27 protein-coding genes and 2 tRNA genes are annotated in these 24,330 nt (G+C 70.0%); 15 read left to right on the top strand and 14 right to left on the bottom strand.

Annotation, left to right across the window (positions count from 1 at the left end; translation table 11 throughout):
- Window positions 1-30: 30 nt before the first annotated feature.
- Genes MK786_RS01445 through MK786_RS01425 form a run of 5 tightly spaced genes read right to left on the bottom strand, consistent with a single transcriptional unit; the run spans window position 31 to window position 5,021 of the window.
- A complete protein-coding gene (locus tag MK786_RS01445) occupies window positions 31-1,536 on the bottom strand; it encodes an amidohydrolase (protein ID WP_241110483.1) in 1,506 nt (501 codons plus the stop codon).
- A complete protein-coding gene (locus MK786_RS01440; RefSeq protein WP_241110482.1) occupies window positions 1,533-2,174 on the bottom strand; it encodes an FMN-binding negative transcriptional regulator in 642 nt (213 codons plus the stop codon). The genes MK786_RS01445 and MK786_RS01440 overlap by 4 nt, the downstream gene beginning before the upstream one ends.
- Window positions 2,175-2,195: 21 nt before the next feature.
- Window positions 2,196-3,200 (bottom strand): Fpg/Nei family DNA glycosylase, encoded by a 1,005-nt coding sequence (locus MK786_RS01435; protein WP_241110481.1) that lies wholly within the window; start codon window positions 3,198-3,200, stop codon window positions 2,196-2,198.
- A gap of 6 nt (window positions 3,201-3,206) precedes the next feature.
- The gene (locus MK786_RS01430) at window positions 3,207-3,752 is read right to left on the bottom strand and encodes a ribose-5-phosphate isomerase (protein WP_241110480.1); all 546 of its coding nucleotides are present in this window, start codon (window positions 3,750-3,752) and stop codon (window positions 3,207-3,209) included.
- Window positions 3,753-3,806: 54 nt separating this feature from the next.
- Window positions 3,807-5,021, bottom strand: a complete 1,215-nt coding sequence (locus tag MK786_RS01425; RefSeq protein WP_241110479.1) for a ferrochelatase — start codon at window positions 5,019-5,021, stop codon at window positions 3,807-3,809.
- A gap of 62 nt (window positions 5,022-5,083) precedes the next feature.
- Here MK786_RS01425 and MK786_RS01420 point away from each other — a divergent pair, with 62 nt between their 5' ends.
- The 6 genes from MK786_RS01420 to MK786_RS01395 all read left to right on the top strand — a co-directional run bounded on the left by MK786_RS01420 (window position 5,084) and on the right by MK786_RS01395 (window position 13,292).
- A complete protein-coding gene (locus MK786_RS01420; protein ID WP_241110478.1) occupies window positions 5,084-5,473 on the top strand; it encodes a metalloregulator ArsR/SmtB family transcription factor in 390 nt (129 codons plus the stop codon).
- A complete protein-coding gene (locus MK786_RS01415) occupies window positions 5,470-7,161 on the top strand; it encodes a SulP family inorganic anion transporter (RefSeq protein ID WP_241110477.1) in 1,692 nt (563 codons plus the stop codon). Before MK786_RS01420 ends, MK786_RS01415 begins: the two co-directional genes overlap by 4 nt.
- A gap of 105 nt (window positions 7,162-7,266) precedes the next feature.
- Window positions 7,267-9,813, top strand: a complete 2,547-nt coding sequence (gene pepN / locus MK786_RS01410; protein WP_241110476.1) for an aminopeptidase N — start codon at window positions 7,267-7,269, stop codon at window positions 9,811-9,813.
- Window positions 9,814-9,944: 131 nt separating this feature from the next.
- Entirely contained in the window at window positions 9,945-11,036 is a 1,092-nt protein-coding gene (locus MK786_RS01405; RefSeq protein ID WP_241110475.1) for a mechanosensitive ion channel domain-containing protein, read from the top strand.
- A complete protein-coding gene (locus MK786_RS01400) occupies window positions 11,033-11,551 on the top strand; it encodes a globin (RefSeq protein WP_241110474.1) in 519 nt (172 codons plus the stop codon). Before MK786_RS01405 ends, MK786_RS01400 begins: the two co-directional genes overlap by 4 nt.
- Entirely contained in the window at window positions 11,451-13,292 is a 1,842-nt protein-coding gene (locus tag MK786_RS01395) for an FAD-binding dehydrogenase (protein WP_308220012.1), read from the top strand. Before MK786_RS01400 ends, MK786_RS01395 begins: the two co-directional genes overlap by 101 nt.
- A gap of 5 nt (window positions 13,293-13,297) precedes the next feature.
- On the opposite strand, the gene MK786_RS01390 is transcribed toward MK786_RS01395, so the two are convergent.
- Window positions 13,298-13,975 carry a hypothetical protein gene (locus MK786_RS01390; RefSeq protein WP_241110472.1) on the bottom strand — a complete coding sequence of 226 codons (678 nt, stop codon included), beginning with the start codon at window positions 13,973-13,975 and terminating at the stop codon, window positions 13,298-13,300.
- Window positions 13,976-14,077: 102 nt separating this feature from the next.
- Here MK786_RS01390 and MK786_RS01385 point away from each other — a divergent pair, with 102 nt between their 5' ends.
- On the top strand, window positions 14,078-14,926 hold the full coding sequence (locus MK786_RS01385) for an acyl-CoA thioesterase II (RefSeq protein WP_241110931.1): 849 nt from the start codon (window positions 14,078-14,080) through the stop codon (window positions 14,924-14,926).
- 32 nt (window positions 14,927-14,958) lie between these two features.
- On the opposite strand, the gene MK786_RS01380 is transcribed toward MK786_RS01385, so the two are convergent.
- From MK786_RS01380 to ssb, 4 genes are all read right to left on the bottom strand, one after another.
- Entirely contained in the window at window positions 14,959-15,474 is a 516-nt protein-coding gene (locus MK786_RS01380; protein WP_241110471.1) for a thioesterase family protein, read from the bottom strand.
- Window positions 15,467-17,146 (bottom strand): energy-dependent translational throttle protein EttA, encoded by a 1,680-nt coding sequence (gene ettA / locus MK786_RS01375; protein ID WP_191766852.1) that lies wholly within the window; start codon window positions 17,144-17,146, stop codon window positions 15,467-15,469. The genes MK786_RS01380 and ettA overlap by 8 nt, the downstream gene beginning before the upstream one ends.
- Before the next feature lie 106 nt (window positions 17,147-17,252).
- Window positions 17,253-17,786 (bottom strand): hypothetical protein, encoded by a 534-nt coding sequence (locus tag MK786_RS01370; RefSeq protein ID WP_241110470.1) that lies wholly within the window; start codon window positions 17,784-17,786, stop codon window positions 17,253-17,255.
- Between the two features lie 41 nt (window positions 17,787-17,827).
- The gene (gene ssb, locus MK786_RS01365) at window positions 17,828-18,346 is read right to left on the bottom strand and encodes a single-stranded DNA-binding protein (protein WP_241110469.1); all 519 of its coding nucleotides are present in this window, start codon (window positions 18,344-18,346) and stop codon (window positions 17,828-17,830) included.
- Between the two features lie 227 nt (window positions 18,347-18,573).
- On the opposite strand from ssb, the gene MK786_RS01360 reads away from it, so the two are divergent.
- Complete coding sequence (locus MK786_RS01360; protein WP_241110468.1) at window positions 18,574-18,834, top strand: hypothetical protein; 261 nt, start codon at window positions 18,574-18,576, stop codon at window positions 18,832-18,834.
- 64 nt (window positions 18,835-18,898) lie between these two features.
- Here the strand turns inward: MK786_RS01360 and MK786_RS01355 are convergent, their stop codons facing one another.
- Window positions 18,899-20,323, bottom strand: coding sequence for a PLP-dependent aminotransferase family protein (locus MK786_RS01355; RefSeq protein ID WP_241110467.1), 1,425 nt, complete (start codon window positions 20,321-20,323; stop codon window positions 18,899-18,901).
- 62 nt (window positions 20,324-20,385) lie between these two features.
- On the opposite strand from MK786_RS01355, the gene MK786_RS01350 reads away from it, so the two are divergent.
- A complete protein-coding gene (locus tag MK786_RS01350; RefSeq protein ID WP_241110466.1) occupies window positions 20,386-21,024 on the top strand; it encodes a hypothetical protein in 639 nt (212 codons plus the stop codon).
- Between the two features lie 52 nt (window positions 21,025-21,076).
- Here MK786_RS01350 and MK786_RS01345 read toward each other — a convergent pair whose 3' ends face one another.
- Entirely contained in the window at window positions 21,077-21,289 is a 213-nt protein-coding gene (locus tag MK786_RS01345) for a methyltransferase (protein ID WP_241110465.1), read from the bottom strand.
- Between the two features lie 105 nt (window positions 21,290-21,394).
- Between MK786_RS01345 and MK786_RS01340 the strand changes: the two genes are divergently transcribed.
- The 6 genes from MK786_RS01340 (at window position 21,395) to MK786_RS01315 (ending at window position 23,422) form a co-directional block, all read left to right on the top strand.
- Window positions 21,395-21,467 (top strand) — tRNA-Arg (locus tag MK786_RS01340).
- Window positions 21,468-21,531: 64 nt separating this feature from the next.
- The gene (orn, locus tag MK786_RS01335) at window positions 21,532-22,158 is read left to right on the top strand and encodes an oligoribonuclease (RefSeq protein WP_241110464.1); all 627 of its coding nucleotides are present in this window, start codon (window positions 21,532-21,534) and stop codon (window positions 22,156-22,158) included.
- Window positions 22,159-22,195: 37 nt separating this feature from the next.
- Window positions 22,196-22,271 (top strand) — tRNA-His (locus MK786_RS01330).
- A gap of 25 nt (window positions 22,272-22,296) precedes the next feature.
- The gene (locus tag MK786_RS01325) at window positions 22,297-22,638 is read left to right on the top strand and encodes a metallopeptidase family protein (protein WP_241110463.1); all 342 of its coding nucleotides are present in this window, start codon (window positions 22,297-22,299) and stop codon (window positions 22,636-22,638) included.
- Window positions 22,638-22,937, top strand: a complete 300-nt coding sequence (clpS, locus tag MK786_RS01320; RefSeq protein ID WP_277397159.1) for an ATP-dependent Clp protease adapter ClpS — start codon at window positions 22,638-22,640, stop codon at window positions 22,935-22,937. The genes MK786_RS01325 and clpS overlap by 1 nt, the downstream gene beginning before the upstream one ends.
- Entirely contained in the window at window positions 22,934-23,422 is a 489-nt protein-coding gene (locus tag MK786_RS01315; protein WP_241110461.1) for a DUF2017 family protein, read from the top strand. Before clpS ends, MK786_RS01315 begins: the two co-directional genes overlap by 4 nt.
- Here the strand turns inward: MK786_RS01315 and MK786_RS01310 are convergent, their stop codons facing one another.
- Window positions 23,423-24,016 carry a hypothetical protein gene (locus MK786_RS01310; RefSeq protein WP_241110460.1) on the bottom strand — a complete coding sequence of 198 codons (594 nt, stop codon included), beginning with the start codon at window positions 24,014-24,016 and terminating at the stop codon, window positions 23,423-23,425.
- The gene (locus MK786_RS01305; protein WP_191766842.1) at window positions 23,991-24,311 is read right to left on the bottom strand and encodes a hypothetical protein; all 321 of its coding nucleotides are present in this window, start codon (window positions 24,309-24,311) and stop codon (window positions 23,991-23,993) included. The genes MK786_RS01310 and MK786_RS01305 overlap by 26 nt, the downstream gene beginning before the upstream one ends.
- Window positions 24,312-24,330: the final 19 nt, after the last annotated feature.

Raw genomic sequence — 24,330 nt, 5'->3', positions numbered from 1 at the left:
GGTTGTCCCCCGGATGAGGCGCCGGGTCGGCTACGCGAGGTGCGTCAGCCGGCCGCCGAGGAGGGTGGCGGTGACGCTCATGCCGCGCAGCTGCTCGTGGTCCGCCGCGAGCGGGTCGTGCGCGCAGACGGCCAGGTCGGCCCGTGCGCCCGGCTCGATGCGCGCCGGAGCGGCCGAGCCGCCGTGCGTCGATGCGCCGAGGGCGACCTCGGCCCGCACGCTCTGCGCAGCCTGCCACGGCTCGCGCCCGTCGCGCGTGCGGAAGACCGCTGCCGCCATCGCGGCCCACGGGTCGAGCGGCGACACAGGGGCGTCCGATCCGAAGAGCAGGTTCGCGCCGGAGTCGTCGAGCGACCGCAGCGGATAGGGCTGCGCCGTCTGCTCGGCCCAGATCGTGTCGGTGAGGTCGCGATCGTCGATCGCGTGCTCGGGCTGGACGCTCACTCCGACGCCCAGCCGGGCGAAGCGCGGGATGTCGGCGTGCGCGACCAGCTGCGCGTGTTCGATCGTGCCCCAGGCGCCGGTCGCGGCGAACGCATCGAGGGCTGCCGAGTTCGCGACGTCCCCGATCGCGTGGATCGCCGAGGCGATCCCCGCTCCGGTCGCGCGGGTCATGAGGTCGACGAGCGTCGCGCTGTCGACCGTGAGCATCCCGTGGTTGTGCGGGTCTCCCGGGTAGGCATGGGAGGTCGCCGCGGTGCGGGTTCCGAGGGAGCCGTCGGTGATCACCTTCAGCGGGCCGACACGGGCGAGATCGGATGCCGCGCCCCGCGCCGCATCGCCCGTCTGAAGTCCCTCGGCGACGGCGCGGTCGAGGAACTCCGGGTAGATCCCGAACTCCACGCGCAGCGTGTCGAAGCCCCGGCCGATCCGGCGCGCCCACGCCTCTTCGTTCCACGCCATGTCGAGGTCGACCAGTCCCACGACGCCGCGGGCGGCGGCATCCCGTGCCATCCTCTCGACCAGAGGATCCGCGACCTGCGCCGGCACCGCGTTGAGGCGGCGCGAGATCTCGAACGCCGGGTCCTCGCGCAGGATGCCGGTGCCGTCCGGCTCGAACCCCTCGCGCCGCAGCGCCGCGGTGTTGAGCCACACGCTGTGCACGTCGGCATTGATCAGGTAGGTAGGGACCTCGCCGGTCGCCGCGTCGAGCGTCTCGAGCGTGGGAGGTTCGCTCCACAGGGCGTCGCGGAACCCCGTACCGACGCGTCGGCCGTCGGGAAGCGGCGCCGCGGCGCCCATGATGGCAGCCGCGTGAGCAGCCGAGGTCGCTCCGCCGAGTGGCTCGCGTTGTGCGGCCAGCGCCCACTGCACGACATGCACGTGGTGGTCCCACAGTCCGGGGATCAGCCACGCCCCGCGAGCGTCGAGCACAGCGCCGTGCCGGGCGAGGGCGCCCGCCGGCGCGATGTCGACGACGAACCCGTCGGCGAGGTGCACGTCGACCGGCTCGTCGAGGAAGGGGTCGGTGCGCTCCGCACCACTCAGGCGGACGTTCGCGAGGACGTCGGGCCTGTCACCGCGTTGAAGGGTCATCGGGCCGCCCTCCGGGTGTCGAGGTCGCGCCGCATCTCGCCGGCGAGGCGCGGGTCGGCGTACGGTCCTGCCCCCGCTTCGAGTTCCGCGATGATCGTCTCGACCACGTCATCGGGACGGTTCTGGCTGAGCTTGCGCTTGGCGACGACACGGGTCGGCGTGAGGCGGAATCCGACGGTGCCGCGCTCGAGCTTGGTGACGTACTCCGCATCGTTCGGCGGCTCCCAGAGGAGGCGCGGCTGCGGCATCCCACGCTCGAAGCGTGCGACCAGGCGGTCGAGCACCTCGAGGTTCTCCTGCGGAGTGAGGAGCTCGGGCACACCGGTCAGGTGAGCCGAGACGAAGTTCCACGTCGGCACGTTGGGTCCGTCCGGGTACCAGCCGGGCGAGATGTAGCCGTGGGGCCCTTGCACGACCACCAGCAGCTCGCGCTCACCGAGACCGTGGATCATGTCGTCAGGCCGGCCGACGTGACCCACGATCGTGAGGTCGTCGCGGCCGTCGTCGAGGAGCACGGCGTAGTGCGAGGCGACGAGGCCCGCATCGGTCTGGCTGACGAGGGTGACCCACGGGTTGAGCTCGACGAGGCGACGCAGCTCGCCGACATCGGTCATGGCGAAGCTCGGGTTCTGACGCATGGACTCCAGCCTAGGGTCGGCTCAGCGCTGGCAGTTCGGGCACCAGTAGAGCTTGCGTGTGGCCACCTCTTCGACGACGATCTCGGTGCCGCAGATGCGACAGGGCAGCCCCGCACGGTGGTACACCCAGTGCCGGTCGTCGCGGCTCGCCATGGCCCGTCGATACGCGCCGGGATCGAGGTCGTCCATCGTCATCATCTGACCGGTCTCGACGCCGATCGCGAGCAGGCGCACCCAGTCGCGCCAGAGTTCGTGCACCGTCTCCTCGGGCACCTCGCGTCCGGGCGTGTGGGGGTCCTGCCGCGCCCGGAAGAGCAGCTCGGCACGGTACACATTGCCGATACCGCTCACGACGGACTGGTCCATGAGCAGCAGGCCGATCGGAGTGGGCTTGCGCCGCACCACCTTAGTGAAGCGCTGCTCCCCCTCCATCACGTCGTCGACCAGCGGATCGGGTCCCAGCTTCGCGATGGTCGCGGCCACTTCATCGGGGGTCTGCAGCTCGCACGCCGTCGGCCCCCGCAGGTCGGCGGCGGTCGATTCCGTCAGCAGGCGCAGGCGCACCTGGCCGACCACCGGAGGCGGCCAGACATCGCCGTCATCGGCCAGTCCCGTGGTCTGCTCCGACATGCGCACGTGCACACGGGTCCGTCGGGGCGCGCCGATCGAGGTGAGCGAGTTCTCGCCCGCATCGTCCAGGATCGGATCGTCGTCCGCGAGGGCGGTGCCGCGCTGATTCGTCTGCCCCATGCGGCCGTTCGCCGAGGCGATGGTCGGGTCGACGAGGATCTCGCCCGCGAAATCCCAGGCGCCGTAGAGGCCCAGGTGGACGCGCAGCGTCAGGTCGTCGTCGAACTCGAGGAACATCTGCTTGCCCACGGCGCGAACGGCGGTGGCCGTGCGCCCGTCGATCACCGCCGCACCTTCGGCGAAGCGTCCTTGCGGGCTCGACGCCGCGACGTCACGACCGACGAAGTTGCGGTCGAACTGACGCGCGATGCGGTGGACGGAATGGCCCTCGGGCACGCTCGGTCAGCCTGCCTCGGGGTCGAACGAGCTGTCGTCCGCCGCGAGCACGTCGGGCTGTCCGGTCGTCGAACGAGGGTCGGGCTGGAGCGCACCGTCCTCCTCGTACGCGGCGAGCTGCGCGATGCGGCGCGCGTGGCGCTCCTCGCCCGAGAACGGCGTGGCGATGAAGCGGTCGATGAACGACACCGCCTCTTCGAAGGTGTGCTGACGGGCGCCGATAGCGATGACGTTCGCGTCGTTGTGCTCGCGGGCGAGCTCGGCGGTGGCGATGCTCCAGGCGAGCGCGGCGCGGACGCCCACGACCTTGTTCGCCGCGATCTGCTCGCCGTTGCCGGAGCCGCCGAAGACGACACCGAGGGTCTCGATGCCCGCCGCCTGATCGCGCACCACGGCCTGCGCCGCGCGGATGCAGAACGCCGGGTAGTCGTCGAGGGGGTCGTAGTCGATCGGCCCGTGGTCGACGACCTCGTGACCGGCGGCCGCGAGGTGGTGCTGCAGCTGGGTGGAGAACTCGAGGCCGGCGTGGTCGGTCGCGATATGGATGCGCATGAGGTCAATCCTAGGGAGCGGTGCGGGGACGCTTCGGGCAGGTTGCGCGGTCCGTCAGGGCGCCACGCCGGCCGCCGCGGGCTTGAATCCCGCGCGCACGTTCTCGCAGCAGGCGGGGCGGCAGACGTCGAACCACGGGCCCAGGTCGGTGAGGTGCGGGCGGTCCGCTGCGGCCGTGCCCCGAAGTCGCTCCTCGACGAGGTCGACGAGGCCCGACACGAACGCCGGGTCGACGCCGGGGGTCGGCGTGCGCACCGAGCGCAGGCCCGCTTCGGCCGCAGCATCCGTCGCCTCGGTGTCGAGGTCCCAGAGCACCTCCATGTGATCGCTCATGAAGCCGAGCGGCACGATCGCGACCGCCTCCACGCCCGCACCCGGCAGGTCGGCGATGACGTCGTTGACATCGGGCTCGAGCCACGGCTGGGTGGGCGGGCCGGAGCGCGACTGGTACACGAGCTCCCAGCCGACGCGCGCAGCCGCAGGGATCTCGGCGGCGACCGCCGACATGACGACCTCGGCGACGGCGAGGTGCTGCGCGGCGTAGGCTCCTCCCTCGCCCCATTCGAGGTGGTGCGGGTCGCCTTCGCGTGGACCGGAGCGCTCGGCGTCGGCGGTCGGGATGCTGTGGGTCGAGAAGAGCACGCGCACGGACTCGGGCGGCAGCCCGTCGGCCAGGAAACCGCCGACGGCGTCCCGCACACCGTCGATGAAGGGCTGCACGAACCCGGGGTGGTCGAAGAACTGGCGGACCTTGTCGATCGTCACCGATTCCCCGAGGCCCGTCGCGTCGAGGACGCGCGCGAAGTCCTCGCGGTACTGACGACAGCTCGAGAACGACGAGTAGGCACTGGTCGCGAGGGCGAGCAGATTCGAGTGACCGGATGCCGCGGCATCCTGCACCGCCTCCTCCAGATACGGAGCCCAGTTGCGATTCCCCCAGTACACGGGCAGGTCGATGCCGCGGGATGCGAGCTCGGCTTCGAGTGCGGCCTTGAGTGCGCGGTTCTGGGCATTGATGGGGCTGATGCCGTCGAAGTGCCGATAGTGGTGGGCGACCTCTTCCAGTCGCTCGTCGGGGATTCCCCGGCCGCGCGTCACGTTGCGCAGGAACGGGATGACCTCATCCTGCCCCTCGGGGCCGCCGAAACCTGCAAGCAGGATCCCGTCGTAGGCGACCGGAAACTCTATGTGCGGGGCCCCTGATGCCGCGGCCGGCGATGCGAACGGAACAGTCGGGGCGTGCTCACTGAGCGGCTCGGCAGGTGTCACCCCTCCATCCTGACACCCCGAGGGGAGGACCCGTCCCGCCCGCGCGATATGATGGTTCCATCATGCCACTATCCCCGCAGCAGCGGCCACTGTACGAAGTGAAGGCCGGCCTCTTCAAGGGCCTCTCCCACCCCCTCCGCATTCGCATCCTCGAGCTCCTCGCCGCGGCCCCCGAGGTGAGCGTCGCTGCGCTGCAGGAGGCGACGGGGCTCGAGGCATCCCACCTCTCACAGCACCTCGCCGTCCTGCGCCGCCATCGCCTCGTCGAGTCGGAGCGCCGCGCCAGCCACGTCTACTATCGCCTCGCCGATGAGAAGGTCGCCGAGCTGCTCTCCGTCGCACGAGCGCTGCTGCGCGACATCGTGCGCAACGACGGCGCGCGCGCGGCCGACGTCGACGAGCTCCCCGAACTCACGCCGGCGACACCTCGCCCGGCAGACGCAGACTCATGACCGCTTCTGCTTCCTCCCCACCCCAGCGGAGCCGGCTGCGCGCAGCGACACTCACCCTCCTCCCCTCGGCGGCCGATTACCGCCTCGCCCACCGCACCTGGCGCGGCGATCTGATCGCGGGCGTCACCGTCGGCATCGTCGCGCTCCCGCTGGCGCTGGGGTTCGGCGTGAGCTCGGGCCTCTCGGCGGAGGCGGGCCTGATCACGGCCATCGTGGCGGGACTCATCGCGGCCGTCTTCGGCGGGTCCTCGGTGCAGGTGTCGGGTCCGACGGGGGCGATGGTGGTCGTGCTGCTGCCGATCGTCGCGACGCACGGCGCCGCCGCCGTGGCCGCCGTGAGCGTGCTCGCAGGCATCGTCGTGCTCGCAGCCGGCGCCCTGCGGCTCGGACGCGCGGTGTCGTTCATCCCGTGGCCGGTCATCGAGGGCTTCACCCTCGGGATCGCGGTGATCATCTTCCTCCAGCAGGTTCCGCTTCTCGTCTCGCCCACGACTGCTGCCGCCGACGAGCACAGCTCCAACCCGGTGATCGCCGCTGTGCAGGCCCTGGCGGGCGCCGACTGGGCATACGTACCGTGGGCTCTGGGAGCGGTCGCGATCGTGGCCGGGTGCATGATCGCGGCTCCCAAGCTCCACCGGTCGCTCCCCGGCTCGCTCATCGGCATCGTGCTCGTCGCCGCACTGGCCGCGCTGCTGCCGTCACCGCTCGCACTGATCGGCGTCCTGCCTTCGTCCCTGCCCGCTCCGGCACTCCCCGCCGTCGAGCCGGGCACGCTCGTGACGCTCGTGCCGGCGGCGCTGACGGTCGCCGCGCTCGCCGCCATCGAGTCGCTCCTCTCGGCACGCGTCGCGGCCTCCCTCGCCGACACCGGCGCGTACGACCCCGACAGAGAGCTGGTCGGTCAGGGGCTCGCCTCCATCGGGTCGGGACTTTTCGGAGGGATGCCGGCCACCGGCGCCATCGCGCGCACCGCGGTCAATGTCCGGTCCGGGGGTCGGACCCGGCTGGCTTCGATCACCCACGCGGTCGTGCTGCTCCTGATCGTCCTCGTAGCTGCCGGTCCGGTCGGGATGATCCCGCTCGCGGCGCTGGCCGGCGTGCTCATGGTCACGGCCACCCGCATGGTGCACACCGCCACCGTCCGCTCGATCCTGCGGTCCACGCGCGCCGATGCCCTCGCATTCGCGATCACCGCGGTGATCACCGTCTCGTTCGATCTGATCGTCGCCGTGGCGATCGGCGTGCTGTGCGCAGGGGTGTTCGCCGTGCGCAACCTCTCGCGCGCCACCGGCGTCAGCCGAGAGCCGCTGCCCGAGCCCGCGCAGCCGGGAGACGACCGCATCGCGATCATCCGGTTCGACGGCCCGCTGTTCTTCGCCGCGGCCGACCGCGTCTTCGACGCCGTCACACGCACGGAGGGGGCTTCCGTGGTCATCCTTCGGATGTCGCAGCTGGAGCTCGTCGACGCGACCGGTGCTCACATCCTGAGCGACATCGTGCAATCCCTCGAGCGGCGCGGGGTGACCGTTCTCATCAAGGGCGTCCAGCCCGGCCATGAGGAGCTCTTCCGCACGGTGGGCGTGCTGAGCTCGCTGCGGCATCACAAGCACCTCTTCACCGACCTGCCCGGCGCGATCGAGCACGCGCGAGTCCACATCCGTCGAGAAGCGCAGAAGGACAGCGCATAGGCTAGGACGGTTGTCGCCGGCGCCATCAGCGCTGCGGCCAGCGGCTCGAGCGCGGCCCCCGGTTGCGTATCGAGATCACCGACCCTCACCCACGGGAGCAGAGCAGTGCCTGGAGAGAACCTCACCCGCAGCGAGGCGCAGGAGCGTCGCGCCATCATCGACACCCACTCGTACGAGGTCGCGCTCGACCTGACGAAGGGCGCTGAGGTGTTCTCCTCGCGCACCGTCGTGCGCTTCTCGGCGACGCCGGGAGCCGATACGTTCATCGACCTGATCGCGCGCGAGATCCGTGAGGTCACGCTCAACGGCCGTTCGATCGACCCCGCGACCGCGTTCGCCGAGTCGCGCATCGCGCTCGCCGGGCTCGAGGCCGAGAACGAGCTCGTGATCGACGCCGACTGCCTCTACACGAACACGGGCGAGGGCCTCCACCGCTTCGTCGACCCGGTCGACGACGAGGTCTACCTCTACTCGCAGTTCGAGGTTCCCGACTCGCGCCGCGTGTACGCGGTGTTCGAGCAGCCCGATCTGAAGGCGACGTTCCAGTTCACCGTCACGGCGCCCGCCGCCTGGAAGGTCGTCTCGAACTCGCCCACTCCCGAGCCCGAGGCGCACGGCGACGGCAGCGCGACGTGGACCTTCGAGGCCACCCCGCGGATCTCGTCGTATATCACCGCCCTCATCGCCGGTCCGTACGAAGCGACCTTCTCCGAGCTGACCAGCTCGTCGGGCCGCGTGATCCCCCTGGGCGTCTACGGACGCAAGAGCCTGTGGCAGCACCTCGACGCCGATTACATCTTCGAGAAGACCCGTCAGGGCTTCGCATACTTCGAGGACAAGTTCGACTACGCGTACCCGTTCGCCAAGTACGACCAGCTCTTCGTGCCGGAGTTCAACGCGGGCGCGATGGAGAACGCGGGCGCCGTGACCTTCACCGAGTCCTACGTCTTCCGCTCGAAGGTGACCGACGCCGTCAAGGAGCGACGCGTGGTCACGATCCTGCACGAGCTCGCCCACATGTGGTTCGGCGACCTCGTCACGATGAAGTGGTGGAACGACCTCTGGCTGAACGAGTCGTTCGCCGAGTGGGCGTCGACGATCGCGACCGCCGAGGCCACCGAGTGGACCGAAGCATGGACCACGTTCAACGCCATGGAGAAGACCTGGGCGTACCGCCAGGACCAGCTCCCCTCGACGCACCCCGTCGTCGCGCAGATCAACGACCTCGAAGACGTCCAGGTCAACTTCGACGGCATCACGTACGCCAAGGGCGGCTCGGTCCTGAAGCAGCTCGCGGCGTGGGTCGGCATCGAGCAGTTCTTCGCAGGCGTGGCGGCGTACTTCAAGAAGCACGAGTGGTCGAACACCGAGCTCTCCGACCTGCTGGCGGAGCTCGAGACCACGAGCGGCCGCGAGCTCTCGACGTGGTCGAGGAAGTGGCTCGAGACCGCCGGCGTCAACACGCTCTCGCCCGAGATCGTGACCGACGTCGACGGAGCCATCACGCGCTTCGCGATCGTGCAGACCGCGCCCGCCGACTACCCGACGATCCGCCCGCACCGCCTGGGCGTGGGCTTCTACGACGTCGAGGGCGACGCGCTCGTACGCGTGCACCACATCGAACTCGACGTCGACGGCGACCTGACCGAGGTCCCCGAGCTGAAGGGCCGGCAGCGCCCCGACCTCGTGCTGCTCAACGACGACGACCTGGCGTACGCCAAGATCCGTCTCGACGAGCGCTCGCTGCAGACGGCCATCGACCACCTCGGCAAGATCAGCGACCCCCTCGCCCGCTCGCTCGTGTGGGGAGCCGCGTGGGACCAGACGCGCGATGCCGAGGCATCCGCGTCCGATTACGTCGACCTCGTGCTGCGCAACATCGGCTCCGAGACCGAGTCGACCACGGTGCGCACCACCCTCGCGCAGCTCCAGCTCGCCGCCAACGCGTATGTCGCGCCCGAGAAGCGCTCTGCCACGCGCGAGAAGGTGGCCGACGCCCTGTGGGAGCTCGCTCAGGGCGCCGCGGCCGGCAGCGACAGCCAGCTGCAGTTCGTCACCGCGTTCGCGAGTGCGGCCGCGACCTCGGCGCAGGTCGAGAAGGTGCGCCAGGTACGCGACGGAGAGGTGTCGTTCGACGGCCTCGAGATCGACACCGACCTGTCGTGGCAGCTGCTCGTCGCACTCGCTGCGGGCGGAGTCGTGACGGCGGCCGAGGTCGACACCGCGCTGGAGGCCGACAACACCGCCAAGGGCGGCGAGTTCGCCGCACAGGCGAAGGCCGCCCTGCCGACCGCCGAAGCGAAGGCGGCCGCCTGGTCCTCGCTCATCGACAGCGACGACCTGCCGAACACGATCGTGCGGTCGGCCGCACTCGGCTTCGTGCACCCGGCCGGCCGCGAGCTGCTGGGCGACTACATCGAGCCGTACTTCGCCTCGTTGCTGCCGGTGTGGGAGTCGCGCACGTACAAGATCGCCGAGTACCTGATCTTCGGGCTCTACCCGGCACCGCTCGCCGACGTCCGGCTGCGCGACGCGACCCGGGCGTGGCTCGAGGCGAACGCCGACGCAGCCCCCGCGCTCCGCCGCCTCGTGGCGGAGAACCTCGCGGGAGTGGAGCGCGCCCTGGCCGTCCAGGAGCGCGACGCGCAGTAGTACCGCGGTACCACCTTGCTCCGCGAAGACCCCCCTCTCGGCCGATGTGCCGGAGGGGGGTCTCTCCGTAGCGTGCCCGATCAGCCGCGCCCTCGGCGGACGCACGGGCGACGGTCGTTAGGATCGTCTCGATGATCCACCTCGATGTCATTGAGCCGGAAGTGCCCGCGGAGCCGACGGCGTGGACCCAGTTCCTGGACTTCCTCGTGAGCGCCGGCTGGGCCGCGCTCAGCGTCGTCGGCATCCTCATCGGCGCCGTCATCGTCGTGTGGATTCTGCGCTTCGTCATCCGCCGCGTCGTGAACCGCATCGTCAATGGGGCCAAGTCGAAGGCCAATGTCGACGACACGCAGGCGCTGGAGCGCTCGCCTCTCGCGTCGGTGCGACTGGTGCAGCGCACCCGCACGCTCGGCTCGATCCTGCAGAACATCGTCAATGTGACCGTCGTCATCATCGCGCTGCTGCTGATCGTGAACGTCCTGGCCCCGAATGCCCTCGGCTCGCTCACGCTGCTCACAGCGGCCGTCGGTGCCGGCCTCGGCTTCGGCGCGCAGAACATCGTCAAGGATGTGCTCAACGGCATCTTCATCGTCGCCGAAGACCAGGTGGGCATCGGCGACGTCGTCGACCTCGGGCTCGCCTCGGGGATCGTCGAGTACGTCAGCGTGCGCGTCACCCATGTGCGCGATGTCAACGGCACGCTCTGGTACGTGCGCAACGGCGAGATCACCCGCATCGGCAACCTGTCACAGGGGTGGTCGCGCGTCATCGTCGATCTGTCGATCCCGGTGGACGCCGACATCGACGAGGTCGAGCATCTCATGCTCACGACCGCCAAGGGCCTCGCGAAGGACGCGAAGTGGCGCACCCGCATCCTCGAGCAGCCCGAGGTCTGGGGACTCGAGTCGATCTCGGGCGACGCGCTCGTGATCCGCCTGGTCATGAAGACCCGCGCCAACGCCAAGGACGACGTCGCGCGGGAGCTCCGCATGCGCTTGAAGAAGGCGCTCGACGAGGCAGGCATCACACTGCCGGCACTCAACACGATCATGCCCTCCGGCATCGAGGGCGCCCTGCGCGTGCGCGGCGCCAACCCCCCGAAGACCAAGCCGACCGCGGTGACTCCCCCGCCCGCAGCCTCCCGTCCCGTGTGGAAGCCCAAGCGCACGCCCAAGACGCTTCCGCCGGAAACGCCCGGCGACGACCCGAAGGCCACCCCATGACGGATGCAGCGCCACTGAGCTTCTACGACGAGATCGGCGGTCACGAGGCCTTCGTGCGGCTCGTCGACGTCTTCTACCGCGGTGTCGCCGAGGACGAGGTGCTGCGCCCGATGTATCCCGAGGACGACCTCGGGCCTGCAAAGGAGCGTCTCACGATGTTCCTCGAGCAGTACTGGGGCGGTCCGACGACCTACAGCGAGCAGCGCGGCCACCCGCGGCTGCGCATGCGCCACGTGCCGTTCCATGTCAACCCCGACGCCCGCGACCGCTGGCTCGCGCACATGCGCACGGCGGTGGACGACCTGAAGCTCTCGCCGCTGCACGAGGCCACGCTGTGGGACTACCTGCACCGCGCCGCGCATGCGATGGTGAACACGTTCGAGCCGACCGGCATCGGCCCGGCCGCGAACGGACGTGACGCGGCATCCCGCCCCAACGCTCCCGAGGCGGGCGCCCCGCGCTCGGCCATACCGCTCACCGCCGAACCATCTGCGCGTGGCGACGCGACGCCCTGACCCGACCCCGCACCACCTCGCAACCCACGAACTCGCACCAGACGAACTCGCACCCGACAAAGGAGTCGACATGCCCGCTGTGCCCGCCACCCACTCCGCGGACGTCCTCGTGATCGGCTGGGGCCTCGCCGGGCTCGTGGCCGCGAGCGAGGCCGTCGCCGCGGGCAAGCGGGTCGTGATCGTCGATCAGGAGCCCCGCTCGAATCTCGGCGGCCAGGCGTGGTGGTCGTTCGGCGGGCTCTTCTTCGTCGACTCGCCCGAGCAGCGGCGCATGGGCATCAAGGACTCGCTCGAGCTCGCCCGGCAGGACTGGTTCGGCAACGCGGGCTTCGATCGCGACGAAGATGCCTGGCCGAAGCGCTGGGCCGAGGCGTACCTGCAGTTCGCGCACGAGGAGAAGCGCAGCTGGCTGCGCGAGAAGGGCGTGCGGTTCTTCCCGGTCGTCGGCTGGGCCGAGCGCGGCGGCTACACCGCCACGGGCCCCGGCAACTCGGTGCCGCGCTTCCACATCACGTGGGGCACGGGCCCGGGCATCGTCGCGCCCTTCCAGTCCGACGTCGAGGCCGCCGAGACGCAGGGGCGGATCACGATCCTCCCGCGCCACAAGGTCACTTCGCTCACGGTGACCGGCGGGGTCGTGACCGGGGCCGAAGGCGACGTGCTCGCGCCGTCCGGCGCCGCGCGCGGGTACGCCTCGTCGCGCGAGGTCGTCGGCTCGTTCGCCGTGACCGCGGGAGCGACGATCGTGTCGTCGGGCGGCATCGGGGGCAATCACGAGCTCGTCCGCAAGTGGTGGCCGGAGCGTCTCGGCACTGCGCCGCAGACGATGGTCACGGGCGTCCCCGCGTACGTCGACGGCTCGATGCAGGAGGTGTCGTCGGCCGCTGGCGCCAACCTGATCAACGGCGACCGCATGTGGCACTACGTCGAGGGCATCCAGAACTGGGATCCGGTGTGGCCGGATCACGGCATCCGCATCCTCCCCGGCCCGTCGTCGGTGTGGCTCGACGCGACCGGCCAGCGCCTGCCGGTGCCGCTCTTCCCCGGCTTCGACACCCTGGGCACGCTCGCGCACCTGCGTGCGACCGGCCACGACCACTCGTGGTTCGTGCTGTCGCAGAAGATCATCGAGAAGGAGTTCACCCTCTCGGGCAGCGAGCAGAACCCCGACCTCACCGGCAAGGACGTGAAGCTGCTGGCGAAGTCGCGCCTCGGCAAGGGAGCCGCCGGGCCGGTGCAGGCCTTCATGGACAGGGGCGCCGACTTCATCGTGCGCGACGACCTCGACGACCTGATCGCCGGCATGAAGGCGCTTCCGGGCGGCGAGGTGCTCGACGGCGACCGCGTGCGGTTCGAGGTCGAGGCGCGCGATCGTGAGATCGACAACGACTTCACCAAGGACGCGCAGATCGCCATGCTGCGCTCGGCGCGGTCGTACCGCGGCGACAAGCTGATTCGCACCGCCAACCCGCACCGTATCCTCGACCCCGCGTGTGGGCCGCTGATCGCCGTGAAGCTCCATGTGCTCACGCGCAAGTCGCTCGGCGGCATCGAGACCGACCTGTCGGCGCGCGCGCTCGGCGCGGGCGGCCAGCCGATTCCCGGCCTGTTCGCGGCGGGTGAGGCCAGCGGCTTCGGCGGCGGGGGCGTCCACGGCTACCGCGCTCTCGAGGGCACGTTCGTGGGCGGTTGCCTCTTCTCAGGCCGCACGGCCGGACGGGCGGCCGCCGCCGCGGTTTGAGCCGATCAGCTGTCGCGGGCTCCGGTGCGCCGGACCGGCGTGAGTCCCATGACCGCGGGGCCGCGCACGACCACGTGGCCTCGCTCCAGGCTGACGCGCGTCCACGGCACATTGACGCGCACGCGCGCGGTCTCGGCACCGCTGATGAAGCCCATGCTGAGTGCCGCGTAGGCGACGCCGAGGGGAAGCCCGCCCAGTTCGTCATCGGGCTCGCCCCACACCGTCGCCCGGATCGCGCGCACGATGTCCTCGCCGGCGTCGGTCGGAACCGCCTCGGCGACCCGGGCGATGCCGCCCTGCGCCTTCGCGGCGAGCATCGACGCATCGATGCCCTCACGCTCCGTCCAGCCGCCGCGCGGCGGAGTGATACCTGCCCATGCCGGTGAGAGGGCCGTCTCGGGCAGCTCGACCGCCGACGGCTCGCCGGGGACGGCGCGCAGAGCGGATGCCTCGACCGCCAGGTCGCACACGAGTTCGGGGTCGGCTGCGACCGTTCTCATCGCGAGCACCGTCGGGGTCGCGTCGCCGATTCCGCGCGGGGCCAGCGGTGCCGACGTCATCACGAGTACCCCGCCCGTCGCCTGGAGCCGCACGCCTTCATCGGTGAAACGATCCGCTCGGCCGGCGAAGGTGAGGACGTCAGCCGCCGACTCGGCGTCGGCGAGGATCAGGCGGGGAGGCATCGCCCCTAAGCTACCAAGCGGAACGACAGGCGCCGTGCGCGCCCGGAAGGGAGTCGCGTGGAACAGGCCGAGTGGGAGCCCGACCCCGATCCCGTCGCGTCGATGCTGTCCGTGCTGGATCTCGCGGGATCGGACGCGCGCACGGAGGAGGACATCTTCACGGGCGTCTCGCAGTCCATGCCGCTGGGCCGGGTGTACGGCGGACAGGTGCTGGCGCAGTCCCTGGTGGCCGCAGCCCGAACCACGCCCGTCGACCGCCACGTGCACTCCATGCACGGTTACTTCCTCCGTCCCGGCGATTCGGCGAAGGGCATCACCTTCGCCGTGGACCGCATCCACGACGGACGCTCGTTCTCGACCCGGCGCACGCAGGCCTACCAGGAGGGTGTGCCGATCTTCTCGATGATCGCCTCCTTCCAGGACGAGGATCCCGGGATCGACCACCAGGCCCCGATGCCCGAGGGCGTCCCGGCCCCCGACGAGCTTCCCGACATCGAGTCGCACCTGCACGGACTGCATCCGATGTCCAAGCGACTGTTCACCGACCGTCCGGTGGATCTGCGTCACGTGCCGTCGCCGATCTACCTCACGGTCGAAGGGGAGCGCGCGCCCAGCCAGGCCGTGTGGATGAAGGTGCGCCGGCCGATCCCCGACTCACCGGCGATCCACCGCGCAGCTCTGGCGTACCTCAGCGATCTGACGATCCAGGAGTCGATCCTGCGCGCCCACGGCATCGCATGGGCGACGCGGGGCCTCAAGGTCGCCAGCCTGGACCACGCGATGTGGTATCACCGCTTCGGGCGAGTGGACGAGTGGATGCTGTACGTCCAGGAGTCCCCGTCGGCACGAGGCGGGCGCGGACTGGCGACCGGGCGCGTCTACTCGCACGACGGCACGCTGCTGGCGAGCGTCGCGCAGGAGATCATGGTGCGCGTGCCCGAAGCGGGGTGAGCGCGCCGCCCTGGCTCAGCCCTTTGCCGGGCTCAGCGGCGGTGGGCGTAGGTGACCGGCTCTCCGAGGTACGGCGACCAGGCGGCCCGTTCCGTCGCGGACAGCCGCAACGGGCGTCCGCTCTCCGCGTCCACCTTGACGACGACGGTCGTCGCTCGGGCCAGCACCGTCTGGACGCCGTCCACGGCCATCTCGACGGGGCTACACACTTCGTAGCAGACCTCGATGCTCGACCCGCCCAGCTTCGCGAACCACATCTGCACGTCGAGCGGGTGCCGCTGATACGGCACGGGCGCGAGGTACTCGATCTCCTGACGGGCGATGAGCGTGAGCACCCCGCTGAAGATGCTCGAGTCGAGCACGGCGGTGTCGGGGGCGTCCTCCCCCGGCCCGGGGACCCAGAACGCGCGCACCCGCGCCTCCTCGAGCAGTTTGAGCATCGAGGTGTTGTTGACGTGATTGAACGCGTCGAGGTCTGCCCACCGCAGGTGGATGGGGATGTGCAGGCGCCGCCCGCCGGCGGCGCCTGCCGGGCGGTCGTCAGTCACGGGTGAGCTTGCGGTAGGCCGAGCGGTGCGGCTTGGCCGCGTCGGGCCCGAGGCGTTCGATCTTGTTCTCCTCGTACGCCTCGAAGTTGCCCTCGAACCAGTACCACTTGTCGGGGTCCTCGTCGGTGCCCTCGTACGCCAGGATGTGCGTGGCGATGCGGTCGAGGAACCACCGGTCGTGCGTGATCACCACGGCGCAGCCGGGGAACTCGAGAAGCGCGTTCTCGAGCGACTGCAGCGTCTCGACGTCGAGGTCGTTGGTCGGCTCGTCGAGCAGCAGCAGGTTGCCGCCCTCCTTGAGCGTCAGCGCCAGATTGAGGCGGTTGCGCTCACCACCGGAGAGCACGCCGGCCTTCTTCTGCTGGTCGGGCCCCTTGAAGCCGAACTTCGACACGTACGCCCGCGACGGGATCTCGGTCTTGCCCACCGTGATGATGTCGAGTCCGTCGGACACGACCTCCCACAGCGTCTTGTTCGGGTCGATGCTGGCGCGCGACTGGTCGACGTAGCTGATCTTGACCGTCTCGCCGATCTTCAGGTCGCCGCCGTCGAGCGGTTCGAGCCCCACGATGGTCTTGAACAGGGTCGTCTTGCCGACGCCGTTGGGACCGATGACGCCCACGATGCCGTTCGGCGGGAGGCTGAAGCTCAGACCATCGATCAGGGATCGGCCGTCGAAGCCCTTCTGCAGCTTCTTGGCCTCGATGACGATGCTGCCCAGGCGCGGGCCCGGCGGGATGGTGATCTCCTCGAAATCGAGCTTCCGCGTACGGTCTGCCTCGGCCGCCATCTCTTCGTAGCGCGCGAGCCGGGCCTTCGACTTCGCCTGGCGGCCCTTCGCGTTGGAGCGGACCCACTCGAGCTCTTCGGCCAGGCGCTTGGCGAGCTTCGCGTCCTTCTTGCCCTGGATGGCAAGGCGCTCGCCCTTCTTCTCGAGATAGGTCGAGTAGTTGCCCTCGTAGCCGATCAGTCGCCCGCGGTCGACCTCGGCGATCCATTCAGCGACGTTGTCGAGGAAGTACCGGTCGTGCGTGATCGCGATCACGGCGCCGGGGTACTTCTGCAGGTGCTGCTCGAGCCACAGGACGCTCTCGGCATCGAGGTGGTTCGTGGGCTCGTCGAGGAGCAGGAGATCGGGCTTCTGAAGCAGAAGCTTCGTGAGCGCGACACGACGCTTCTCACCACCGGAGAGCGGGGCGATCTGGGCATCGCCGGGCGGAGTGCGCAGTGCATCCATCGCCTGCTCGAGCTGCGAGTCGAGGTCCCACGCGTCAGCGGCGTCGATCTCCTCCTGAAGCACGCCCATCTCGGCGAGGAGCGCGTCGAAGTCGGCGTCGGGGTCGGCCATGAGCGCCGAGATCTCGTTGAAGCGGTCGAGCTTCGCCTTGATCGCGATGCCGTCCTGGATGTTCTCGAGCACGGTCTTGGACTCGTCGAGCTCGGGCTCCTGCATGAGGATGCCGACACTGAAGCCGGGGCTGAGCTTCGCCTCGCCGTTCGACGGCGTGTCCAGGCCGGCCATGATCTTGAGGATCGTCGACTTTCCGGCGCCGTTCGGACCGACCATGCCGATCTTCGCCCCGGGGAGGAACGCCATCGTGACGTCATCGAGGATGAGCTTGTCTCCGACCGCCTTGCGGGCGCGGACCATCGAGTAGATGTATTCAGCCATGTCTTGTGAACGTTCTCCTAAGCCTGACGACGTCGGCGTCCCAGCCTACCGGCCGTACGCCGCCTCCGAGGCCTGCCGCTATGCGGCACGCGCCGGGGAAAGGCGCTCACCAGTCGATCGGACGCGTGTCGCCCACGAGGCAGGTCCCCTCGGCGAGGACGGGTACGACCACCGTGTAGGGCTCGCCCGTCGCCGGGCCGACCTGCCCGACGAGGCACTCATCCTGCCAGCGGACGGCGAACTGGATGCTCTCAGCCGGGTTGCCCACGGTGGAGGTGTCATGGGTGACCTCCATCGCCGCCTTGTCGAAGCCACCTTCGACGAGCGCGTCGATATAGGCACGACCTGCCGCTCTGTTCTCCGTCGCCCACACCTGATCGACGATCGAGGAGAAGAACGGCAGGTTCTCGGCGGCCGATGAGTCGGGAAGCAACGCCGGCGCAGATGGGGGCGGGGCAGCCGACGAGGTTGCGGTGGGCGAGCCGGTGGCGGTCTGCTCCGGGTCGGCTGGTCCGATCGGCCCGACTGCCGTGCACGCCGCCAGAGCGCAGGCAGCGGCCACGACGAGCGCGGGACCGGCGATCCGGAGGCCCGCACGCGTCCGCGCGCGGCGGACGGAGCACTCGGGATGTCGGGCCACGGACAGAGTCTAGGGCCCGGCATCGCGAGTTCCGCTCGGAGTCAGGACGGCGTCTCCACGTCAGCCGGTTCCCGTGCCCCGGCCTCCTCGCCGGGCGCACTCCACGTCGGGGCGGGCGTCGCATCGGTCGTATCGCCCTCCGCGTCTCCGGGCGCCGCCCACGCGTCTGCAGCGGCGGCGTCGGCGGACGGAACCGAGGCGGCACGGGCGGCCTTCACGAACGTCGTCGTGCCCCACATCAGGTCGTGACCGATCGCGTCGGCTTCGATCTCGACGTCGGTGCCGCTCTTCGTTCCGTTGTCCCAGTTGCGTACGCGCAGCCTGCCGTTGAGGATCACCCGCTCGCCCCTGCGCAATGACTGGAACGCATGCTCGGCGAGCCCTCGGAAGGCGGACACCGAGTAGAAGTTCGTCTCCGAGTCGACCCATGCGTCGCTGGCGCGGTCGTAGCGGCGCTGGCCGCTCGCCACCCGGAAGGTCGTGATCGGCACGCCTGCCGCAGTTCGTTTGTGCTGCGGCTCGGTCGCGACGTTGCCGGTGATGGTGATGCTGTCGTTCATGGGCGGTCTCCTCTCGATCCGGAGACGGTCTCCGGCCCGCCGGCGCCTGTGTGCCCGGCAGGCGCCGGCGGTGTCACCAGGCTGGGGCATGAGACGGGAGGACACTCAGCCCGCTCCCCGTTCTGGGGATCGCCCTCGCACCAGGGATTCTGTGGAGGAGCCAGGGAGGGTGCTCGACGAGAGAGATGTCGGAGGTCGCACATATGTTCGACTCGAGAGGAGTTCCGATGAGACTTTCCGAAGAGCGCCAGATCGCCGCACCCACCCCCGCGCCGGGTGTTCCCGTACGCCTGGCCGCTGCAGCACCGTCGCTGTGGCGCGTCATCGACCGCGGCGGCCGCGTGATCGGCCATCTCCAGGCGCTCCCCGAGTGCTCGGGCATCCGGTATCGCGCACGGCGTTTCCAGGCGGCGACACGCGCCTTCCTCGAGCTCGGCGAGTTCTGGTCGGCCGACGACGCGATCGACTGCATCCGCTTCGCCCGGTGACAGGAGCGCCAGGACTCAAGACGCCACGGGCGGCGGACGCGACGCCACGGGCGGCGGCTGCGCGTCAGACGACCGACTCGAGCTGGTCCACGATCGACACGGGGGCACCGGCCTTCACGCGTCGCCACGATTCGGCCAGCGCCGCCACAGCGCGCACGAGTTCGTCGGGGGGCGACGTGAACGGCAGGCGCAGGTGCCTGTCGTGGCCACCCTCCACCGAGAAGCGCGGACCTGCCGAGAGCAGGACTCCCCGCGATCGCACGTCCATCACGAGAGCGGAGCTGAGTGCGGCGTCCAGTTCGATCCACAACGAGACTCCGCCGTGTGTCGTCGGCACCCGCCACTCCGGCAGTTCCGACCCCAGCGCGGCGACGAGCGCATCGCGACCGGCGCGCAGAAGCGAGGACCGCTGCGCCGTGATGCCGGCGAAGTCCGAGAACAGGGCAGCCGCGACGGCCTGCTCGAACTCCGGCGTGCCGAGGTCATGCGCGGGGCGAGCAGCCACGAACCGCCGGACGAGATCGCCCTCGGCGCGGATCCAGCCGACGCGCAGACCTCCCCACACCGTCTTTCCCAGCGACCCGATCCGCACCACGCTCGACGGATCTCCGCCGGTGAAGCCGGCATCGACCGGCCCCCGATCGATGTCGAGGTCGGCAGTCGTCTCGTCGAGGACGAGCACGGATCCGGCCCGCTCCCCCGCGAGGAGGAAGGCGTCGCGCTCGAGAGCCGACATCGATCGCCCCGTGGGGTTCTGGAAGTCGGGCATGAGGTACGCCATCACGGGCAGCGTGCGCGCGAAGGCCTGTTCCGCCCGGTCGAGATCCCACCCGGCATCCGTCGTCACCGGCACTCCGACGAGGCGTGCACCCGCCCGTCGCAGGGCATCGGCGGCGTGCGGGTATGTCGGCGTCTCGATCACGACGCGATCGCCGCGTCCGAGCAGCACGGAGGCGACGAGGTGGATCGCGCTCTGCGCGCCGGTGGTGACGAGCACCTCACTCGGCGAGGTCGGAATGCCGCGCCGTTCGTAGTGCGCGGCGATCGCCTCTCGCAGCTCCACGCTCCCGAGCACGTCGTACCCGACCCGCGACACCAGCGACGCCGCCCCGCCGGCGACGTCCGCCATGATCCCGGCGAGGCCGGGCCAGGCCGGCGGGCTCGCCTGCTGGAGGTCGACGGCGCCGTCCGCGGCCGAGGCCCTGCCCGGGTCGTGGCGCCGCAGCGGAAGCGTCACGCTTCCCGACCCACGGAGGCTCGTGATGTGGCCGGTCTCGCGGAGGCTCCGGTACGCCGCAGCGACGGTGCTCCGGCTCAGATGCAGAGCGGCCGCGAGCTCCCGCTCGGCCGGTAGAGCCGTGCGCGGCGCCAGCCGGTTGTCGAGGCAGAGGAGGCGGATGCCATCGGCCAACGCCTCGTAGGCCGGCTCACGCGTGCGCCACCCACCGAGGGCCACACCGAGTGCACGAGCAGAGATCCTCGAATCCATGGGAGCCAGAATACGCACATTGGACTGTTTCACACATGCCAATCCTGCGATTGGATGGACTTATGACTCGTCGTGTGATCCAGCTCTTCGTCGGTCTGGTGCTGTACGGGGTCGGCTGCGCGATGACCGTCGAGGCCGGACTCGGTGTCGACCCGTGGACGGTTCTCGCCGAGGGCCTGTCGATCCACACCGGCATCGGCATCGGCTGGATCGCCAACATCCTCGGGTTCTTCGTGCTCCTGCTCTGGATCCCCCTCCGCCAGAAGCCCGGCGTCGGCACGATCGCGAACATCCTGCTCGTGGGAACGAGCATGCAGGTCGTGCTGTGGGTGTTCCCGCCGATCTCGGGCGTCGTCGCCCAGTTCGCGGTCCTGCTCGGAGGCATCGTCACCGTCGCGATCGCATCTGGTCTGTACATCGGCGCGCACTTCGGGCCAGGACCCCGTGACGGGCTCATGACGGGAATGCACAAGCGGCTCGGGTGGCCGATCTGGACGTGCCGAGCGCTGGTCGAGCTCACAGTCCTCGGCATCGGCTGGCTGCTCGGCGGTACCGTGGGCATCGGCACCGTGCTCTTCGCGTTCCTGATCGGCCCACTCGTGCACATCGCCCTGCCGCTGCTCGACACGCGCCGGACCGCTCTCCCCGCGGAGTCCGCCGGAGACCAGGCGACCCCGGTCGGCTCTCCCTCGCACAGCTGACGGGCGGCGGGAGGGGCATCCACTCCCACCGTCCTCACCGTGCCAGCGACGGTCAGTGCTCCCGGAACTCGGGCCAATCGCTGCCCGGCGTCATCCGGGAGTGCAGAGCGCTCTTGGCGATCTCCATCGACGGATACGTGCCCGCGACGGAGTCGGCGCCTGCCATCGTGACCGTGTAGCCGTCGTCGTCCTTGCGGATGCTGCCGACGACACCCGACGGGCCGTAGGCCACCCACAGGGTGTGGTGCGTCTCTGTGGTGCTCATGGTGAACTCCTTTCGATGCGTCCGATGCCGACGCTACGCCCGGACACGCACGGATGCCAGCATCCGGCACGCGATCCGGCGAACCGATAGCCTGGTGGGACCCTTCCCTCCGTAGCTCAGGGGACAGAGCGAGCGGTTTCTACCCGCCAGGTCGGGGGTTCGAATCCTCCCGGAGGGGCGAGACGGGCGTCGGCGCCCAGGCCCGTGCGTCGGCGTCCGGGGTCGTCAATAGGATGGAGCGCATGGTGGGGGCATCCGAGAACGACCGACTCGTCTGGATCGACTGCGAGATGACGGGACTCGACCTCGCGGTCGACGAGCTCGTCGAGATCGCGGTCGTCGTGACCGACTTCGAGCTGCGACCGCTCGACGCCGGCTTTCAGGCGGTGATCAGACCCGACGCTTCAGCGCTCGACAACATGAGCGAATTCGTGACCAGGATGCACGAGAAATCCGGCCTGCTCGACGAGATCCCGAACGGCCTGAGCGTCGCGGACGCCGAGTTCCAGGCGCTCGAGTACATTCAGCGGTTCGTGCCACTCGAGGGCAAGGCGCCGCTCGCCGGCAACACCATCGGCACCGATCGCATGTTCCTGGCGAAGTACATGCCCCGCATCGACCACTGGCTGCACTACCGCAACGTGGATGTGTCGAGCATCAAAGAGCTCGCCCGCCGCTGGTACCCGCGTGCCTACATCCACGCTCCTGCGAAAGACGGCGGTCATCGTGCCCTCGCCGACATCCTCGAGTCCATCCGCGAGCTCGCGTACTACCGTCAGGCGGTGTTCGTGCCCGAGCCCGGACCGACCAGCGACGGCGCACGCGCCGCGGCTGCCGCCGCCGTGTCGCTGTTCGCCCCAGAGGTGTGAGAGAATCGTCTGGTTGCCCGCGCAGGCGGGAGACATGGTGGGTATAGCTCAGTTGGTAGAGCGCTGGCTTGTGGTGCCGGATGTCGCGGGTTCGAGTCCCGTTACTCACCCCACGTACATCGAGGCATCATGATGGAGATGGATGCCGCGACCTTCGAGCAGCTCGTCATCGATGAGCTCGACCTGCTCCCCGACGACATGGTCGAAGGGCTCGACAACGTCGTGTTCGTCGTCGAGGACCGCGCCGAGGACGGCACCCTCGACCTGCTCGGACTCTACGACGGGTGGGCACTGACCGAGCGGGATCGCTACGGCGTCGGTGAGCTCCCTGATCGGATCATCGTGTACCGCGAGGCGCATCTGGCCGTCTGCGACGACCTCGACAGCCTGCGCGACGAGCTGCACACGACCCTCGTGCACGAGATCGCGCACTTCTACGGGATCGATGACGATCGCCTGCACGAACTGGGGTGGGCCTGATGACGCCGCTTTCTACCCCCGACCTCGACGAGCGGGTCGACGTCGGCGAACAGCTCGCCGCCAACCGGCCCTGGCAGACCGTCGTCTGGGACGACCCGGTGAACCTCATGAGCTACGTCACCCACGTGTTCCGCGAGTACTTCGGCTACCCCAAGCCGCAGGCGCACGCGCTCATGCTGGCGGTGCACAACGACGGCCACGCCGTCGTAGCGGAGGGTGCGCGCGAGCAGATGGAGCTCCACACTCGCGCGATGCACGACTATGGCCTGTGGGCCACCGTTCGAAAGGCCCCGGAATGACCCCTCGCCTGGTGATCCTCGAGCTCACCCGACTCGAGGCGGCGCACCTCGCCGGCCTCGTCGCCCAGTTCGCCGAGCTCGTCGACGGAGCCGTGACGGACGACGGGGATCCCGCCATCGCACGGCTCGCGCCTGACGCCTACGACGAGCCGGGCGCAGCCGACGAGTTCCGAAGGCTGACCGAGGCCGATCTCCTCGATCGGCGCCGCGACGATGCTCGCATCGTCCTCGCCTCCCTGGCCGACGCGGCGCACATCCCCGACGACCCCGACGACCCGGTGCTGCTCGAGGCGGTTCCGGTCGCGCTCGCGCCCGAGGCGACCGGTGCGTGGCTGCGCACCCTCGCCGCGATCCGCCTGGTGCTGGCGACCCGGCTCGGCGTCACGAACGAGGATCAACACTCCCCCGAGGATCCGCGGTTCGGCATCTACGACTGGCTGGGCTACCGGCTCGACGGGCTCGTGTCGGCGGTCGAGGGCGACTGATCAGGGCACGGCGAACACATGCGTCGCCAGCCGGCTCGGCTGGTCGCGCGTGATGTGGGCGTCCTCCTGACGCGCCCAGCGCTCCCAATACGGACGATATGCGTCGCCGTCGCGGCGGAGCGCGCGCGCCTTGCGCGACGGCGCCGGCGAGTCCACCCAGACTCGCACGTCGCTCAACCGCGCCGTCACGGGTGTGAGGATGCCCGCCCCCTCGACGACGAGCGGCAGGGAGGGGTCGACGGCGTGCGCCTCCGCCGGGCCCGCGGCATCCCAATCCCATCTCTGCCATACACCGACGAGGCCCCGCGCATGCGGGACCAGGATCTGCTCGCGCGCCAGACCGACGCCGTCGTCGAGCCCGTCCCAGCCCGGGTAGAGCGAATCGAGCGCGACCAGCTGCACCCGGCCGGCAAGCGGCCAGCGCGCGACCAGGGCCCTGGCGAGCGAGGTCTTGCCGGCTCCGCTGCGTCCGTCGATGAGGACGACCGGGTTCGTCGCCGACAGTGCCGTTATCGCCTCGACGATCGCCGTCGTCGCGGCGTCGAGGGCGCGGGAGACCGGATCTGAGCTACTTCTTGAGGGCGCGGATGACACGGCTGAGGGCACGCCCGGCGAAGAACACGAACGGGATGGCGACAGCGAGGAGCGAGACGATGTTCGGCTCGAACCGCAGGTCGTCGCCCCGGCGGATGTACGCGCCCACCGGGACCGCCCAGCCGCCGCCTCCTCCACCGCCATTGCCGGACTCGTCCGAGCCGCCGCCGAAACCGGACCACGTCAGCGCGACCGGGATGACGCGGATGCCGTCGACATCCTGCTGCTCGCCGTAAGCGCTCTTGACGCCGAAGTTCGCGGATTGCTTGCCGAGCTCGAGTGCGATGTTGGGCATGTCCCCACGCTACCGGCCT

The sequence above is a fragment of the Microbacterium sp. CFH 31415 genome, assembly GCF_022538185.1.
GTDB lineage: Bacteria > Actinomycetota > Actinomycetes > Actinomycetales > Microbacteriaceae > Microbacterium.
The sequence above is the reverse complement of the archived record's forward strand: the minus strand, read 5'-3'. Positions and strand labels throughout refer to the sequence as shown.